The 17218-nt window shown below is 59.3% G+C and carries 13 protein-coding genes; 2 read left to right on the top strand and 11 right to left on the bottom strand.

Translation table 11 applies throughout. From position 1 onward, the window contains the following. Nucleotides 1-4: 4 nt before the first annotated feature. The 3 genes from pstB to pstC are packed head-to-tail and all read right to left on the bottom strand — an operon-like array spanning nt 5 to nt 2681. The gene (pstB, locus tag HKD28_RS03370) at nt 5-793 is read right to left on the bottom strand and encodes a phosphate ABC transporter ATP-binding protein PstB (RefSeq protein WP_194267446.1); all 789 of its coding nucleotides are present in this window, start codon (nt 791-793) and stop codon (nt 5-7) included. A 38-nt stretch (nt 794-831) separates the two neighbouring features. Continuing rightward, a complete protein-coding gene (pstA, locus tag HKD28_RS03375; RefSeq protein WP_099285665.1) occupies nt 832-1704 on the bottom strand; it encodes a phosphate ABC transporter permease PstA in 873 nt (290 codons plus the stop codon). Next, a complete protein-coding gene (pstC, locus tag HKD28_RS03380; protein ID WP_194266878.1) occupies nt 1701-2681 on the bottom strand; it encodes a phosphate ABC transporter permease subunit PstC in 981 nt (326 codons plus the stop codon). Before pstC ends, pstA begins: the two co-directional genes overlap by 4 nt. 365 nt (nt 2682-3046) lie before the next feature. On the opposite strand from pstC, the gene dps reads away from it, so the two are divergent. After that, complete coding sequence (gene dps, locus HKD28_RS03385) at nt 3047-3586, top strand: DNA starvation/stationary phase protection protein Dps (RefSeq protein ID WP_194261251.1); 540 nt, start codon at nt 3047-3049, stop codon at nt 3584-3586. A 63-nt stretch (nt 3587-3649) separates the two neighbouring features. On the opposite strand, the gene HKD28_RS03390 is transcribed toward dps, so the two are convergent. From HKD28_RS03390 to HKD28_RS03425, 8 genes are all read right to left on the bottom strand, one after another. Further along, nucleotides 3650-3943: a hypothetical protein gene (locus HKD28_RS03390; protein WP_194266879.1), complete on the bottom strand. Its 294-nt coding sequence runs from the start codon at nt 3941-3943 to the stop codon at nt 3650-3652. Nucleotides 3944-3998: 55 nt separating this feature from the next. Further along, entirely contained in the window at nt 3999-5246 is a 1248-nt protein-coding gene (locus HKD28_RS03395; RefSeq protein WP_194266880.1) for a glycosyltransferase family 4 protein, read from the bottom strand. Between the two features lie 133 nt (nt 5247-5379). Next, nucleotides 5380-6381: a hypothetical protein gene (locus tag HKD28_RS03400; protein WP_194266881.1), complete on the bottom strand. Its 1002-nt coding sequence runs from the start codon at nt 6379-6381 to the stop codon at nt 5380-5382. Between the two features lie 183 nt (nt 6382-6564). Continuing rightward, nucleotides 6565-9528: a glycosyltransferase gene (locus tag HKD28_RS03405; RefSeq protein WP_328748948.1), complete on the bottom strand. Its 2964-nt coding sequence runs from the start codon at nt 9526-9528 to the stop codon at nt 6565-6567. Between the two features lie 5 nt (nt 9529-9533). After that, nucleotides 9534-11306, bottom strand: a complete 1773-nt coding sequence (locus HKD28_RS03410) for a tetratricopeptide repeat protein (protein ID WP_194266882.1) — start codon at nt 11304-11306, stop codon at nt 9534-9536. Nucleotides 11307-11400: 94 nt separating this feature from the next. Beyond that, nucleotides 11401-12864: an HlyD family type I secretion periplasmic adaptor subunit gene (locus HKD28_RS03415; RefSeq protein ID WP_194261246.1), complete on the bottom strand. Its 1464-nt coding sequence runs from the start codon at nt 12862-12864 to the stop codon at nt 11401-11403. A gap of 2 nt (nt 12865-12866) precedes the next feature. Further along, nucleotides 12867-15017 carry a peptidase domain-containing ABC transporter gene (locus tag HKD28_RS03420; RefSeq protein ID WP_194261348.1) on the bottom strand — a complete coding sequence of 717 codons (2151 nt, stop codon included), beginning with the start codon at nt 15015-15017 and terminating at the stop codon, nt 12867-12869. A 316-nt stretch (nt 15018-15333) separates the two neighbouring features. Next, nucleotides 15334-16107, bottom strand: a complete 774-nt coding sequence (locus HKD28_RS03425) for an SDR family oxidoreductase (protein ID WP_194266883.1) — start codon at nt 16105-16107, stop codon at nt 15334-15336. A 120-nt stretch (nt 16108-16227) separates the two neighbouring features. Here HKD28_RS03425 and HKD28_RS03430 point away from each other — a divergent pair, with 120 nt between their 5' ends. Further along, nucleotides 16228-17145 (top strand): LysR family transcriptional regulator, encoded by a 918-nt coding sequence (locus HKD28_RS03430; RefSeq protein ID WP_194266884.1) that lies wholly within the window; start codon nt 16228-16230, stop codon nt 17143-17145. Nucleotides 17146-17218: the final 73 nt, after the last annotated feature.

Here is a 17218-nt window from a genome sequence, read left to right on the forward strand (position 1 = left end):
CGCGTTATCCAAACCTGCCGGTGATGTAGTCCTGAGTCTGCTGCTGCTTCGGATTGGTGAACATCCGGTCCGCGCTGTCCACTTCGATCAGACGCCCCATGTAGAAGAACGCTACCTGATCCGCACAGCGTGCAGCCTGCTGCATGTTGTGGGTCACGATCGCAATCGTGAACTCCTCCTTAAGCTCGTCAAGCAGTTCTTCAATACGCGCCGTAGAAATCGGGTCGAGCGCCGAGGTCGGTTCGTCAAGCAGCAGGACTTCAGGCCGCGTCGCAATGGAACGCGCAATGCACAGACGCTGCTGCTGACCGCCGGAAAGACCGGAAGCAGGAGCGTTCAGACGGTCCCGGACTTCGTTCCACAGCGCCACACGCGTCAGGACGTCCTGAACGCGCGCATCCATGTCCGCCTTGTTCAGCTTTTCATGCAGACGCACGCCGAACGCGATATTGTCATAGATCGACATCGGAAACGGCGTCGGCTTCTGGAACACCATACCCACACGCGCACGCAGGATATTCAAGTCCAGATCGTGATCCAGAATATTGCGCCCGTCGAACATCACTTCGCCGGTCGCACGCTGGCCAGGATACAAGTCATACATGCGGTTGAAAATTCGCAACAGCGTGGATTTGCCACAGCCGCTCGGCCCGATCATGGCCGTTACCCGACGGGCCTGAAAATCCACCGAAATGTCGTGCAGGGCGTGGTTTTCGCCGTAATAGAAATTCAGGTTGCGGACAGCCAGCGCCACTTCAGGGATCTTCGCCGCCTGCGGATCAGTCTTGGTCATCATGGAATCCTGTGTCATCCCCTGCAGTGTTCCCGAGGTCATCCGCGTCGCGCCGAGACGCGGACGGCAATATTGATGGCCAGCACACCCATCGTCACCAGAAGCGCACCGGCCCAGGCAAGCTGCACCCAGTCTTCATAGGACGCACCGGCATACTGGTAGATCGTCACCGGCAGGCTCGCCATCGGGCGGGTGAGGCTGAAAGACCAGTTCTGGTTGCCCAGCGACGTAAACAACAGCGGCGCCGTCTCACCGCTCACACGGGCCAGCGCAAGAAGAATGCCTGTCAGGACGCCCGTCTTGGCAGAGCGCAGACATAGAGAAAGCGTCACCCTCCAGCGCGTCGCACCCAGAGCCGCGCCCGCTTCGCGCATGGCGGTCGGGACGAGACGCAGCATGTCTTCGGTTGTGCGAACAATAATCGGAACAGCCAGAATGGCCAGAGCAACGGAACCCGCCAGCGCGGAGAAATGTCCGAACGGAGCCACCATGACCTGATAGACGAACAGACCCACCAGAATGGACGGCACCGACATCAGAACATCCGAGACGAACCTAACGCAGGATGCGAATTTGTTCGTGTCCGTCCCATATTCCGAAAGATAGATCCCGCATCCGAGCCCGAGCGGCGTCGCGAGCAGCAGGGCCAGAAACGTCTGGATCAGACTGCCCACGATGGCATTCGCCAGACCGGAAGACGAGCCCGGCGGCCCCATCGGTTTCATGATCGCGGCGGCAGACAGTCCGGCAAGACCACGGGACAGAAGGGTCCACAGAATGGACGCCAGAACCAGTACGAGGATGCCTGCCATGACCATCCCGAAAGCGGTCGCCACATGATCGGCGCTCCGACGACGGGCCGCACGGGGGTTGGGCTTCCAGCCGTTTGTGGAGACGACGCTATCGCTCATTTCGTATTCCCCCGCAGCATCCGCGCCAGCGCTAGACTGGCGAATGACAACAGCATCAGGATGAAGCCCAGCGCCAGAAGCGCCGAAAGCCGAAGAGATCCAGCCGGACTTTCCGGGAACTGAAGGGCGATCAGGGACGCGACCGTGCTGCGCGGGGCAAATAGCGACCAGCCGACAGCCGTCACGTTCCCGATTACGAAGGTTACAGCCATGGTCTCGCCCAGCGCGCGGCCCATGCCCAGCACGATCGCACCGATCATGCCAGAGCGGGACCACGGCACCACAACCTTCCACATCACGTCCCAGCGCGTGGCCCCAAGGCCATAGGCGCTTTCACGCAGCATATTGGGCATCGCCGCGAAGACGTCACGCATCACGGCCGTCATGAACGGCGCAATCATGACAGCCAGAACCAGACCGGCCGTCATAAGACCCGTTCCGAACGGCGCACCATGAATGATGAATCTGATGCCCGGCACATGCTTGAAATGATGGGTCAGGAAAGGCTGGACCGTCCGCGCCATGAAGGGAACGATCGTAAAAAAGCCCCACATACCAAAGATGATCGACGGCACGGCGGCCAGAAGCTGCACCGCTGTTCCCACGATGGCGGCAATCCGGGGCGGCGCCATCGCTGTCAGCCAGAACGCCGTGCCAAACGCCAGCGGCAGCGCAATCGCTACACCGATCAGCGTACTGACAATCGTTCCAAACAACGGTGCCCAGGCACCATAGAGATCCGCGACCGGATTCCAGACATCGCTGAAGGCAAAGCCCAGACCAAACGTCCGAAACGCCTGGCCTCCCCCAATGCCCATGAGGACCACAAGGCCGCCCAGCACCACGAGAACCAGCAGCGCCGATGCCGCCACCAGAAAATGGAAGGCGGTATCAGGACCGCTGCGGCGGCTTCCACTTCTGGAAGCACCGGCCGTGTCGCGGGCCTCTTCGGACGGCGTGGCTGTGGCAAGGGTCATGCGTGAGAAGCTCTGACTTGAAAAACGGGCATTATCCGGCGACCGAAGCCACCACATCAGTGCATTAGCCCTCCTGTCAGGGAAGAACAACCGGAACAGGAACGACACCGGATGAAAGATTTATGTCATCACCGCACCAAATGCCTGAAACAGGCCTTGGCAAACCTTGGAAAAAGCCGGGGATGAGGGCCTGTTCCAAAACAGAAAACCATCAGGTCAGAAATGGGAACACCTTCAACGGAACCTCCCTAAGGATAACACGTTTGGGACACTGACAGCCCCGCATCAAGCGGAGTGCCAAGACATCTCAGCGGCTCTGACGGCCCCCTGAAACGGGCCGTGAGCCAATGCTCAGGAGTATTCTCATGGTTTCCAGAACAGACCGTCACGTGACGCAGAACAACACTGCGGACAACACCAAGAATGTTTCCATCGAAACGCTGAACGCCCGCCTGTCGGACCTGATCGATCTGGCGCTGATCACCAAGCAGGCTCACTGGAACCTCAAGGGACCGCAGTTCATCGGGGTCCACGAAATGCTTGATGGCTTCCGCACCAGCATCGACGGTTATTCGGATACCGTTGCCGAACGCGCCGTACAGCTTGGTGGAACAGCACTCGGGACCGTGCAGGACGTTTCCAAAAATAGTGCCTGCACCCCCTATCCGAACAACATCTATCGCGTTGCGGACCACCTCGCAGCGCTGATCGATCGCTATGCGACCGTGGCGAACAACGTGCGTGAGTCCATCAAGACGACGGACGAAGCAGGCGATGACGACACGGCCGATATCTTCACGGAAGTGTCCCGCGGCCTCGACAAGCATCTGTGGTTCCTTGAAGCCCATGTTCAGGAGCCGACAGGCCAGATGCGTGATGGCGACCACAAGGGCAGCCGCGGCTGATCCGAACGGTTTGGCGGAAAAATGAAGAACGCCCTGCAGGCTTCCTGCAGGGCGTTCTGACGTTCAGAGGCAGCGTCCGAGATGCTCCCGAGCAAAGACGAGTTTTTCGTCTTCATGACACGATTGCGCATCTGAACATGCCGGGGCAATCAGAGTCGCAAGATATTCAAAATCGTGGTTCTGCAACGGCTCCGGAATGGCGTCCGGTTCTTGCTGCACAATCCAGCCCTTCGTTAACTCCCGCAGATTTCCCCATTCCCGTACGCCCTCCGGACATGGTACAGGCACCATGCCTGCTTTTGTCGCCACGGCCAGGTCGTGAATATCCGGCTCCGTCAGCAGAGCAGGTTTAGACAAGGCGTCTTTTTTGCAAACCCAGCTCCGCAGAGCAGTTTTCAAAACTGAAACGACTTCATTGTCCATCATCCCCGGCTCCTTTCCTGTTTGTGATCCTGCTCACAAGGTCGTCATACCGACTCAGATAGTCATCCAGACAGAGCTCCGCTTCGGCATAACGCCGCGCCTCCTGCCCCAGTCGGCGTGCGGTTCGACGCTCCTCCAGAAGCTGGAGCGTGGCCTCGGCAATTGCCGATGAGTCCAGAAACGGCACCAGCCGGCCCGTAACATCATGCGTGATGAATTCCCTGACCGGTGCCGTGTCGCTTCCGATGATCGGGCATCCTGTCGCCATGGCTTCGCGCAAAGACCAGGACGCGACGAACGGATAAGTCAGATACAGATGGGCCTCCGACCGCCGCAGCAAAGCCCGGAAATCATCGTACTCGACCTTGCCGACAAAATGGACGCGATCGAGATCCAGCTTGCCTTCCAGTTCGCGCAGCATAAACTCGCGCCAGCTTCCGCCGCCGGGAGGAAGCGTGCCGTAGCTGACCTTGTCGCCGCCCACGAGAATGATCTGCGCGTCTTTGCGTTCGGCCAGAATGCGGGGCAGCGCACGCATGACCACATGAAAACCACGATAAGGCTCAAGATCACGGGCGACATAGGTGACGAGCGCGTCTTTCGGCGTGATCCGCACCCCGTTGATGACAAGATTGCGCCGTCTGGCCTGCGGCTCGGGAGAGCAGAGGTCCAGATTGACGCCTTCCCGCAGCAGCGAGATCTTTTCCTGCGCCCATGCCGGATAAGTGCCGAGCTGAAACTGCGTCGGGCTCTGGCCGTATCCGTTTTTCAGACAAAGAGCCTGCAGATTAATTGAATTCTTGACCCTTACCGCGGCCGCCAGTTCCGGCGAAGGCGGGAATTCGGGATCGAAACCCACGTCATTCTGATCCGCGTGGTAGAAAAACTCGAAATATCCGAGGATCGGGCAGTCAGGAAAAACGTCGCCCAGATTGAGCAGTTCGCCCCAGCCGTGATGTCCGACGATGATATCCGGCTCATAGCCCAGCCCCTTGAGCGTACGCGCCGCGGTTGCGACGGCTTCGGCACGGAGCAGGCCATATTCGAACTCCCTCAGATGAGGGTGCGTCTCCATCGAAGGCAGACGCGGCACGCGGTAGATGGCGCGTCTGACGCCGGGAATATGGTTGTTGTTCGCCTCCGAAATGAAGACGATCTCATGATCCTGCGCGAGAAGATGCCGGACAAAATGCAGGAACTGTCCCGGGAAATTCTGATGGACGAAGAGATAGCGCACGACGTCTCCGGAGCGACTGAAAGCCTCCGTGAAGTCCTGTTCGCGCACGGAGAAGACAGCAGATGGCGGCAGTTTTCAAAAAATCCGGGAAAGAAAATCTTCTTCCCCGGTCACTGTGTCAGACCTGAACGGATCAGGAGGCTTTGACGGATTTGCGCTTTCTGGGCGTGGCAGGTTTGGCCGGAGCATCAGCCGCTTTTGCAACGCGGGGCTTGGGCGCAGCCTTGGTGGGGGCCGTCGGTGCTGGTGCCTCTTCTCCTGCGGGCACGATCTCCAGCAGAAAGGCTTCCAGAGGGGCGAGGCTTTCAGCTTCCAGCGCTTCGGTTCCATCCACGGGGCCAAGACGCGTCCCGTCGATGAAAGATGCGGTAAGACGGATCTTGGACGTCTTTGCGGACTCGCCCTTCAGACGGACGCGCAGTCCAAGGATCGGCAGAGCCATGCCGCGCGATCCACAATACTGACCACCTTCAGCCCAGGGAGACAGCCAACCTTTGCCCAGAACGGCCTGATATTCGATGTCCGACGCAGGAACGCCCGTCTCGGGAGCAATGCTGAAGCCCTCGATCCAACCCTGACTGCCCGGAACGCCCATCCAGTGTCCGATACCGCTCGTTACGTCACCACGACGCTGGATATGCGCGGAAATGTCTTTCGAAGCGGCGGCTTCGACAGGAGCGGCCACAGGCTCGGCCACGGCTTCCGATGCCTTCGGCACTGGGGACACAGGTGCAGAAGACACAGGCGCAGCTTCCGAGACAGCCGACTGCGCCGGGGATGCGGTGACGGGGCCAGCCAGTTGTGCAACCTGCAGGCGTGGGGCGGCATGTGTGCTGCCCGGTTCCTGATAGGTCGTTACAAGAACGGCGGCCGGGCCGCGCATAACCCGGACGAGCGCCGCGCCGTTCGAACCGCCGATCCAGCCATCCTCTTCAAAGGTGCTGACGGTCACGATCCCCGGGGGTGTTCCCGGCGCACGGGAAATTCTGACGCCGGGCAGTCCGGCGGGGCCGGCAGGAGCCTGACCGGCTGCATGGAAAATGCAGAAAATCCCTGCATCCAGCACCATCATATGCGCACCGGCCTTAAGGTCGATGACCCGGTTCTGTCGTGATGCTTCGGCGGCGTTAGACATTCCCTACTCCCAATTGCGTCCGTTCTTGCGGGCAATAATACTGGCATGTTCCATGAACTGTCACGAATGGTCGTCACAGTTATGAGCGGTATCCCGACGATGTGTTACAACAGTCTTCGACAAATACCGGTTCCTGTTCAAACAGCATAATGGACTGTTTCGTTAGAAAAGGTAAACCACCCCTCACCGCGCATCTCCCCAGCGTCTGAGCAGCAGCATGGCAAGCTGAAATGGCGGCATTCCAAGCGGTACGGCCAACCCGGTCCCGCTGCGATTGACCCGTTCTCCCTGCGCGCCCAGATCGAAGCAGACAGCCTCCAGACCGCTGCGCCAGATCTGTCCCAGGGCGTAGCACCAGGTCTCGGGCGCAATGGAAGGAATCAGCCCGACATCCGGCTGCTGCTGGCGGATGAGAGCCTGCACCTCGTCTTCGCGATATTCCCCCGTCACCCGCACCCCGAGCGCCATCAGAGCATCGTCGTCACGTGTGTGCCCGACCAGTGAGAGTTCAATTGGCAGGCGGTGTGTCTGGATTTCCGTCGCCAGTGCGAGCAGTGCGTCATACCCCTTCCACTGGCTGATCCCGCCCACCACACACACACGGAGCGGCTGTGCACTGACAGAGTGACGGCCTGTCCGAATGAACTTACGGAGCGCGCTGTCATCTTCCAGCGCGACAGCCTCGATCGCCAGGCCGGGAAAATGCCTCCGAATCCGTCGCACGGTGTCCTCACACGGTGCCATGAGCCGACGGGCGCGGGACAATTCCCGCCCTGAACGGGCTACAAGATCGGGGACCGAAATGTCTTCCCCAAGATAACCGCCCCAACGTGTCACACACTGTTCACATCCGGCGATGTCAGGTTCACCGCAATAACGACCGTCTCCATCACAAAGCGAAATACGCGGGCAGAACCAGACGTGATCGTGAATGAACACGTCATACGGGACACCTAGCCGTTCATGCAGCATTCTGATGCAGGGCGCATGACCGATCAGATGATGCCACTCGACGGCTTCAACATGCACGTCCCGGAGCACGTCCAGCAAAAGCGGCAATTCGTCGGGAAGGCGAAATTTAAGGTTGGGGAAGCGCTTGCTGTCCAGAGCATCTTCCAGTCGGCAGCCCTGTTCATGGGGACGCAATGCCAGCGCAAATCCACCCTCGGATCCGAACGCTTTCGAGCGCTCACGCACCACGCGCCCCACGCCGCCTCCGGCGTCATGCTGCACCATCAACATCGTAGCCCTGCCCTGAGCCACACGGATCAGACGGGCAATATCCAGCCTGCGTCGCGTGTCGTGCAGCGGATCGGCCTCAATGAAGCGCTGCACCAGCCGGTCATAACCGGGATGCAAAGCATTGAGAATCTTCAGGTTGCGAGCGCCAAGAGACTTCCGTGCCGTTCCGAACGACGCCGACCCGACATGCGCGACAAACAGTTCAGGCGCAGCGACATGCCGAAAACCGCTCGCAGACGCGCGAAGGCAGAAATCGTTTTCCTCGCCATAGCCCTGCGCGAACAGATCTTCCCGGAACAGGCCGACCTCGGCCAGACACTCCGCAGAAATCGCCATACAGAATCCGTGAGCCGTCGGCAGCTCCAGCCCGTCGCGGGATGCCGCATCATCGTACCTGAACGTCGCCTGACACAGCCGGTCCAGAGCCCGCATCTCCACAAGCGACGGGACAGGATTGGGACGGTCCACAGCGGGATAAGACAGGATCGTCGCATCATTGGAGAAGGGAGTGACTGTCCCGACATCCGTAAAGGCCAGCCTCGCCCGCAATCGCTCGACCCAGCCTGCGGGAACGAGCGTATCGCTGTTGAGAAGGAGAATATCCCGCCCCTCAGCCGCCCTCATGCCGTCATTGGCGGACATCGGAAAGCCGCAGTTCCGGGAGTGACGGATCAGAGTAATCCGACCCTGCTCAGCCAGTTGGTCGAGCTCTCGCGCCAGAAGGGGTTCTGGAGTGGCGTCATCTACGACAATTACCGGGACATCGACCGAGCATGTCGCCAGCACGGTGCGCAGACAATCCATCGTTCGGCGCAGATCTGCATAAACCGGGATCACGATCGCGCAACCGGGGCTGGCACAGGGCCGATGCGGGCGTATCTTCCACGCTCTGACCTTTGTGGGACGTAACCGGACGGGAAGAGTGTCAGTAAGCCCTGAAACCAGTTGCCCCACGCGCGGATCGACGGGGGCACCCGTCAGAAGACGTCCGTTCTCGTCACGCAGTTCCAGAAGACCCGTGCCCTCTTCGGGGAGGCGGCTGGCCGGAACATGAAAGGCCCTCGTGCGCGCAAGAGGAATATCGCTGTCCACGTCCTCCGAAAACGCCTCAGCCCCCACAGTGGAGCCATCCCAAAGCAGGATACGAGGACTATATTCAGGTTCAGCGGGCGTCCAGATCCAGCCTCTCAGTCCGTCAGTGGCAGCTTCAACAAAGGATTCACACCGCGTCAGGGCGGCAATATCCAGTGGACTGCCCAGAACATGCCGACGTCCCACCCTGATTTCCAAAGAACGGGCTGAGCGCCAGCCTTGCGGCAGGTCATATGTGCCGCTGCCCGCGCCCTGAAGATGCTCCTGCCCATCCAGAAATAACCTGAACGTTCGGGCAGTCTCGACAAAGACGGTGCCTGTATTGGACGCCGTCATCCAACCCGGACGCCCTGCCGCAGACGCGATCTGTCCTGCCAGCGGATATGTCTGCAGTGTAGCGTGAAAGCGCGAGAGGGCCGCCTGCGTCCTGCGTGCGGCGTCCTCCATCCGCTGAAGTCGTACGAGACAGATGACTTCCAGAAATGCCGCTTCCCGCAGATCGAAATCCTGTCGCAATTCCTCCATTCGCATGAGGCAATCAAAGACGCGCCCCGCAGACAGGCAAGCCAGACCGACAGACCATTTCAGATTGGGATTATGCCGGGACATTCTCTCGGCGCGCTCAAGCCAGAACAGGCCGAGGGATGTATTGCCGGCCTGAAGTGCCGCCTGTCCCCGGGCGAAAGCATCCTGTGCCCGGCGGCTCATGGCTTCCCGCCACCGGCGCCGGTCTTCTGCACTGACAATCCGGCCAAAACCCGCGAAGGATGCGTCCGGTTTGCGTCCGCTGGACGCGGGAGGATCAGAAGACACGCAGATCAGTCATCGTCGTCAGGCTGCGCTTCGTCCAGAAGGGCCAGTTCCGCTTCGGCATCCTTGATGTTCTGCGCTTTCGCCCGTTCCAGCCAGATGCGTCCCTCCACCGGGTCCGTCACGCCTGCCAGCCCGCGGCAGAGATAACGACCCAGCATCATCTGAGCCAGACCGTTGCCGCGCTGGGCGGCCTTACGAAACCATATCTGTGCCTGAGGCCGGTTCTCGGGAACATCATGACCGCCGCCGTAAAGCGCAGCCAGCGAGAACATGGCATCCACATTGCCGCTTTCCGCCGCCCTGCGATACAGTGTCAGGGCTTTTTCATGGTCCCGGCGCCCATTGATGTTTCCATCAACCAGTAGCCCGGCAACCATAACCTGAGCTTCAGCCATGCCGGCATCCGCCGCTTTTTCCATCCAGTACAAGGCCTGTGTCGGATCCGGCTGAACGTCACGACCTTCCAGCAGCATCCTGCCATACCAATACTGGGCATTGACCACACCATCCGCGGCCTTCTGCATCCAGCGCGCAGCCTCACGGCCATTCTGCTCGCCAGTAACACCTTCGGCGTAGCAGACGCCGAGATTGTAAGCTCCGATCAGATCACCTTTTTCCGCTGCTTTCTCAAACCGGGTGTGCAGAGCCTGCTTCTCGTCAGGGGTCGCGGATGCGCCTGCAAGGATCAGGTTTCCAAAATCGGCATCGGCATGCGCATCGCCTGACTCGGATGCAATTTTGAACCAGTGCGCTGCGACATCCGGGTCCTGATGCACCCCGTTCCCCGTCAGATACAGCAGCCCCAGAGCCCGTGCCGCGCCCGCATGTTTCTGTTCGGCTGCCAGGCGATACCACTTGGCCGCTTCAACAAGATTGGGCGGCAGGTCGCCCCCGTTGGCACACAAATCGCCAAGGAGGGCCGCAGATTGCGTATCACCATTCGTCGCAGCGCGCTTCAGCCAGGTTTCCGCACGCCCGTAATGTCGGCGGATCCCGGTCCCTTCCAGAAGCATCAAACCGTAGCGGGCCTGCGCGGTGACGATATTGCGCTCGGCCGCTTCATGGAAATATGTGGCGGCCTTGCCAAGATCACGCGGCACGCCCGAACCCGACTCATACATCCGGCCAAGAATGTCGAACGCTGTTCCAAGACCGCCTTTCGTCGCTTCCGTCAGATGTTGGGCAGCAGACGCAAGCGCCTCACCTGTCCGCGCATCATCGAGAATGGAAAGCGCTACTCCCAGATGACCCTGCGAACATCCGGCGGCGGCAGAACGGTCATACCAGGAACGGGCCTGTGAAAGATCGCGCAGATCGTCTGGCCCGTTCGTCAGGATATAGCCCAGCAGCGCCTGTGCGTCGGGCGATCCGGCCTCCGCAGCGATCCGGGCCCAGTGAAGGCCAAGATGAAAATCCGGGCGTCTGGGGCCTGCTGAGGGAACGTGAGAGAGATCAAGCCCTGCCTGGGCAGGCCGGATTTCAAATCCTTCCGGCAGCCCGACCGTATAGAGCGTTGCCAGAACGAAGGCTGCTTCGATATGCCCCGCCTGTGCCGCCTGATAGATCCAGCGTGCCCCTTCTTCCAAGCTGGGAGGCACCCCAATCCCATCCAGATAGGCCCGCCCGACACGAAATGATGCCTCCGCGTCGCCTGCCGCGGCCAGACGGCTGAGAAGAGCAAATCCCTGAACAGCCTTGCCGGTTTCCGTCAGACGGATGGCATGATCCAGCTTCCCTTTCGAAGAAAACAGGGCAGCAAGGCGAGATTTGAACGACATGGGCAGCGCGGATCCTGAATGACTGTCGTGCTGGAACGCCTGGACTTTAGCAGGCGTTCCCCTTGAGCGTTTTTAGGAACGCTCCATGTCTTTGTTATGGCTCCCTCATGCCATTGGTGAGCGCGGGCGTAATCTTGTTGAACAGATACTGCAGCACAGTCCGTTTTCCGACATCGATATCGGCAGTCAGGGACATACCCGGCATCGGATGGAAGAACGAAGGCTGACCGTGCAGCGTGTAACGATCAATCCGCAGACGCACACGATAGATACCCGACGCCGTGGAATCTTCGGAAGACTGGCTTGCATTACCACCAGCGCCATTGCCCCCCTGCGATGAAGGCGTGAAGGCATCGGCACTGATGATACGAACTGTCGCTTCCGCACCACCATACTGGTCATAGGGGAATGTCGCGAACTTCAGGAGCGCATGGTCTCCGACCTGAACGAAACCCACGTCCTGCGACCGCATTACGGCTTCCATCTCCAGCCCATATCCCGTGGGAACAAGGGTGATGAACTGACCCGCTGACTGCAGCACAGACCCAACCGAGCCCTGCCCGATGGTCAGGACGATACCGTCTTCCGGCGCCCGCAGGAGAACGAGATCCTGACGCAGACGGGCTTTTTCAAACGAGCTGCGATACTCCGCCAGATGGTGCCCGGCCTCCGTCAGTTCCGAATAGATCTTGGCCTGCCAGTTACCGATATAGCCTTCGCGTTCGGCCTTCATGGCGGCCAGCTTTTTTTCGGCCGAGTTGGCGCTCTGCTGGGCAGCGATTTCCGAACGCTCGGCTTCCATCAGATCGGTCTGGGCCCCGAGGGTCGACAGGCGGGAACCAACCTGATCAGCCTGTTCGCGCTGACGCATCTGCAGGACTTCGGACGCAACGCGCATCTTGCTGCCATACATGGCCGCATTGGCGCGATAACCCTGAATATCACTTTCAAGACCTGCGATCTGCTGATCGTAATTGTCGACATGGCCCTGATATTCCGCCTTGCGGCGCAGGAAAGCAGCGCCCTGCTCCACGGATGCCGGATCGTTCAAATTGACTTTGTACTCCTGCCCGGCAGCTTCCGCTTTCAGACGGTCATATTCAGCCTGATAGGCATCGCGCTGCACCCGCATGTTCGTGATGTCGGCTTCGGTCACGGTCGGATCGAGATGAGCAAGCACCTGACCCTTCTTCACGAAATCGCCAACCCTGACGTCAATCGAGCGGATGATCGCCGTCTCAAGTGGCTGCACGACGATGGTCGGCTGTGTGGAAATCAGGCGACCGGGCGTTGAGACAACACGGTTGATCGGAAAGAACGCCATGGCGGCCAGGGACGCCATAAACAGCCCCCCGATCAGCAGGATGATGTAACGCGCCGAGGGTGTGGCCGGAAGATTGACCAGTCCTGCCGTTGGTGAATGGAATTCCAGCAGCGCCAGCGGAGTATCATCAGGCGCGAAGGGGTCCGTGGCAGAGCGGGGAATGTGCTGGTTGAAGTCTTCGTCGGACTGCCGGGGCCCCCGGTCATCCTTCGGAATCATGTCGGAAGAGCTCATGATTACTCTCCTTCAGTCAGTTGCCCGGCAGAGCCAGGAACGTCGTTATCTGTCATGTGCCGGTTCTGCTGGAGCCAGAGCATCCGGTAGATCTCGCAGCGTTCGAGCAGAACCCGGTGCGGTGCGATATCGATCAGCTTGCCCTTGTCCATCACGGCGATCTGATGACAGTTCACAAGCGAGGACAGACGATGGGAGACAATCACCATCGTTCGACCCTTGCCGATCCGCTGCAGGTTGGCATTCACGAGCGCTTCGGATTCCGGATCCAGAGCCGAAGTCGCCTCGTCAAGGATCATGAGCTTCGGATCGCTGATGACCGCACGGGCGATTGCGAGCCGCTGCCGTTGTCCGCCCGAGATATTGGTCGAACCTTCTTCAATCCATGTATCGTAACCGGCAGGCATGCGCTCGATGAACTCTTCGGCCCCCGCAAGACGCGCAGCCCGGATAGCGTCATCGATCGTCAGTCCCGGACGCCCTGCCGTAATATTGTCGCGGATTGTGCCACGAAACAGGAAGTTGTCCTGAAGCACCACACCAAACGAACGACGCAGATGCGTCAGGTTGATTTCCCGCAGATCCACACCGTCAAGACGCAGATAGCCGGTATAGTTGCGGCTCACACCCTGCAGGAGGCGGGTAATCGTCGACTTGCCAGACCCTGAACGTCCCACAAGGCCGAGCATCGTGCCCGCCGGGATATCGAACGTCACATCATTCAGGGCTTTGCTGGTCGATCCCGGATATGTGAAATCAACATTCATGAAAGATAGAGCCCCTTTAATAACGGGGCGCATGCCGGTTGTCAGGGCCTTGGTTTCCGTTGGCTGGTTCAGCACCAGACCGGCCTCGCCAAGGGAAACACTAACTTCGTTGAAGGCTTCCATCAGCCTGGCGAGATTGACCAGAGGACTGGCGACACGGCCACCCAGCATCATAAAGCCCATCAGCGCACCCGCCTGAATCGAACTTGCGTTCGTCAAAATCAGGTAGGCGCCGATCAAAATAATGCCGCGATTGATGAAGATTTCGAACGGCATGGCAAGGGTCTGCGGCCAACTGGCCATGCGTCCGGCAGCCAGTTTCCAGCGCACCACTTCGGCTGTCCGCTCATCCCATATTTCACGCCGCGTGGCTTCCAGAGCAAGCGTTTTGACCGTCCGGATACCAGCGACCGTCTCGTAGAGGACGGAGCCACGCTTCATGTCCGCAACAACCTGTCGGCCCATGACACGCGTCACAGGGGGCAGGAAAATCACCACGATAAGGCCGATGCAACCGGCGGCAGCCAGCGTCATCCAGGCCAGCGTAGAGCTGATCACGAACAGCACGGGAAGAATTACGACAAGCGTGAAAAGATCCAGCAGGGTTGTCATCAGCTGGCCGGTCAGAAAATCCCTGACCTTGAAGACGGACATGAACCGCCCCAGAATCTCACCCGTCTGCTCGCGTTCGTAGAATTCGAGCGGAAGAGCAAGCAGTCTGTTGAAGGCATGCAGCGAAATTCTGGCGTCCAGACGCGTAGACAGGATCAGGGACAGTTCGCGCCGGGCATAAGTCAGCAGGATTTCGTAAAACGAAAGAATGATAACAAAGCCACTCAGCGAGATGAGGGTCGCCATGGAATGGTAGTTCACCACCCGGTCAATAACCTGCATCACAATCAATGGTGGAAAAATCTGAAGAATACTCAGCACCATCGACCCGAAGGCGATGTCGCGCATGATCTTCTTTTCGCGCAACACCATCTTGACGAACCACAGCAGGTCGAACTTGGCGTCAGCCTCGGACTCATCACGACGGCGTTTGACCAGCAGGACATCACCAGTCCAGACCTGCATGAGCCGGAGTTCATCGACCGGAACCGGCGCGTCTCCATCGCCACCCATCGGGTCACGCAGCCAGACCACGCCTTTTTCAGCATCGGCGCGGACCATAAGCCCAGCCGATCCATCCTTGAACATCAGAACAACAGGCGGGGCATTGCGGATTTTGACCAGATAACGCCAGCGAAGACGCATGCCTTTGGCGACAGCGCCCTGGTCCGTCAGCCATCTTGCCAAAGTGGCAGGGGACGGTGAATCCTCCCCCGGCTCGGCCGCAAAATCGCGGATATCCAGTTCCAGACCGTGATAACGGGCTGCGGCCAGCACGGCATAAAGCCGGATGACGGTCGGACTGACTCTTCCGCCCGGGCCTGACAAGCTCTGGGTATGCTCCACGAAATGTCCTCTATGCTGTTGTCGCGCCAAAGGCGGACCAAAGGGCGGCACCAAAGGCAGGAACGCCAGTTCGTCTTCTCATGAATAGAGAAGACTCTCTTTTCCGTCACCACCCCTACAGGCCGGAACGGAAAAATACCTGATGCCAGCATAGTCCAGAAGGATCAAAAACTCATTAACAGCTTCAGGAACAGTCCCGGCATTGCAGGCGTATTTTTCGTACGCCTGCAATGCCGGGAACCCATTACTTCGTCGTATAGCCACCATTGACCAGAATGGTTTGGCCGGTCATCCACCAGCCATCCGACACCAGACAGCGAACGATCGGGACGATGTCTTCGATATCGGTCAGGCCGGTCCGGCTTAACGACGACAGCGCGGCTGCGGTTTTGTGATAGGCCACCGCCTCAGGCGCTTCCTGACCATAAAAGAACGGCGTGTCCATCGGGCCCGGTCCAATGGCGTTGACGGAAATGCCGCGGCTTCCAAACTCCTTCGACGCCGCGCGCGTCACATGTTCGACGGCAGCCTTGGACCCGGCATAGGTTGAATAAAACGGTGTGTAGGCACCCAGCAGGGACGTGACGATCGTGAGCAGTTTGCCGTTGTCGTTCAGATGACGTCCGGCTTCCTTGATAAAGAAATAAGCCGCCTTTGCATTGACCGCGAACATCTCGTCATACTCGTCCTCAGATGTCTCAAGGATCGGCTTCTTGAGAACTTTTCCGGCCGTGTTAATGGCAATATCCGGCTTTCCAAAAGCCGCGACAACCGCTTCGAACAGTCGGGAATTCGCTCCGGCAGTCGTCAGATCGCCCTGAAACGCCTGTGCCTGAACACCGAGCTTCGTAAGCGCCGCCACTGTTGCGTCCGCCTCCGTTTTCGTGGCAGCGCTGTTGTAGTGAATGGCGATGGCAGCCGCGCCCTGAGCGGCGAGATCCAGAGCAATCAGCCTACCGAGATTTTTGGCCCCTCCCGTGATGAGAGCGGTTTTTCCCTTGATGCTGTGACCGGCCATGAGAGGATGTCCTCGCAATGATGGATGATGACAGGGACTATGATTTGTCGATAAATCCGGAAAAAGTCTGAAATTCTGACATCATCCGTCAGATTTTCCGAACAAAACACGGAAGACATCATGGACCGGATCGACCTGCTTCGTATTTTCATCCGGGTTGCGGAAAGCGGCAGTTTTACGCATGCGGCCGATACGCTCCAGATGCCCCGTTCCACGGTTTCGACAGCCATTCAGGAACTGGAAAACCGGCTTGGCACACAGTTGCTGGCGCGGACGACGCGTTCCGTACGGCTCACCGATGACGGACAGAGGTTTCAGCAGACAGCCCTGCGGCTTCTGGGGGATTTCGAGGAAGCCGAGAACCAGTTCCGGCTTCACAGTTCGGAAACGCGCGGTCATGTGCGGGTCAACCTGCCCAGCCGGATCGGGCGACTGGTGGTGGCTCCTGCTCTGCCCGCGTTTCTGGAGCAGTATCCGGGGCTCGATATCGAGCTCGGCATGACGGATCGCAGTATCAATCTGGCCGAAGATGGAACCGACTGCGTGCTCCGGGTCGGCCCCTTGCAGGATTCCAGCCTGATCGGACGCAGGCTCGGACTGCTGCCCGTTTTCAATGTCGCGAGCCCGGCCTATCTGGAACGTTTCGGCATTCCCCTGACGCCTGATGACCTGTCAGCCCATCAGGCCGTTCTCTATGCCTCCCCCTCCACAGGACGGATCGAGGCATGGGAATGGGAACGGGACGGGCGGGAAGAAAGCCGCGCGGTTCAGGGGCGTGTGACGGTGAATAGTGCGGAAGGATCGGTCGCCTGCTGCCTGGCCGGGCTCGGCCTCGCGCAACTGCCAGCCTATGACGTCCTGCCCCATCTCCGTTGTGGAGAACTGGTGAATGTTCTGCCGCAATGGCGAGCCGCGTCCTTGCCGATGACACTGCTCTTCCCACACAGAAAGCATCTCTCCCGCCGGCTCGAAGTCTTTACGGAGTGGCTGAGGGGGCTTCTGGAACAACACTGCTTTCCCCATGAACTCCGGGGCTGAACAAAGAAGAGAGGTCTTTCCTTTTGGTCTTTAGTGAGCCATCTAAAGACAGACTTTTCCAGTCCTGATTGGA

It is taken from the genome of Gluconobacter cadivus (genome assembly GCF_015244745.1).
Lineage (GTDB): Bacteria > Pseudomonadota > Alphaproteobacteria > Acetobacterales > Acetobacteraceae > Gluconobacter > Gluconobacter cadivus.

What these genes read in the sequence shown, in the direction of transcription:
- pstB (WP_194267446.1), bottom strand. Translation starts at nt 793, where the DNA reads ATGACCAAGACTGATCCGCAGGCGGCGAAGATCCCTGAAGTGGCGCTG.
- pstA (WP_099285665.1), bottom strand. Translation starts at nt 1,704, where the DNA reads ATGAGCGATAGCGTCGTCTCCACAAACGGCTGGAAGCCCAACCCCCGT.
- pstC (WP_194266878.1), bottom strand. Translation starts at nt 2,681, where the DNA reads ATGACCCTTGCCACAGCCACGCCGTCCGAAGAGGCCCGCGACACGGCC.
- dps (WP_194261251.1), top strand. Translation starts at nt 3,047, where the DNA reads ATGGTTTCCAGAACAGACCGTCACGTGACGCAGAACAACACTGCGGAC.
- HKD28_RS03400 (WP_194266881.1), bottom strand. Translation starts at nt 6,381, where the DNA reads ATGTCTAACGCCGCCGAAGCATCACGACAGAACCGGGTCATCGACCTT.
- HKD28_RS03410 (WP_194266882.1), bottom strand. Translation starts at nt 11,306, where the DNA reads ATGTCGTTCAAATCTCGCCTTGCTGCCCTGTTTTCTTCGAAAGGGAAG.
- HKD28_RS03415 (WP_194261246.1), bottom strand. Translation starts at nt 12,864, where the DNA reads ATGAGCTCTTCCGACATGATTCCGAAGGATGACCGGGGGCCCCGGCAG.
- HKD28_RS03425 (WP_194266883.1), bottom strand. Translation starts at nt 16,107, where the DNA reads ATGGCCGGTCACAGCATCAAGGGAAAAACCGCTCTCATCACGGGAGGG.
- HKD28_RS03430 (WP_194266884.1), top strand. Translation starts at nt 16,228, where the DNA reads ATGGACCGGATCGACCTGCTTCGTATTTTCATCCGGGTTGCGGAAAGC.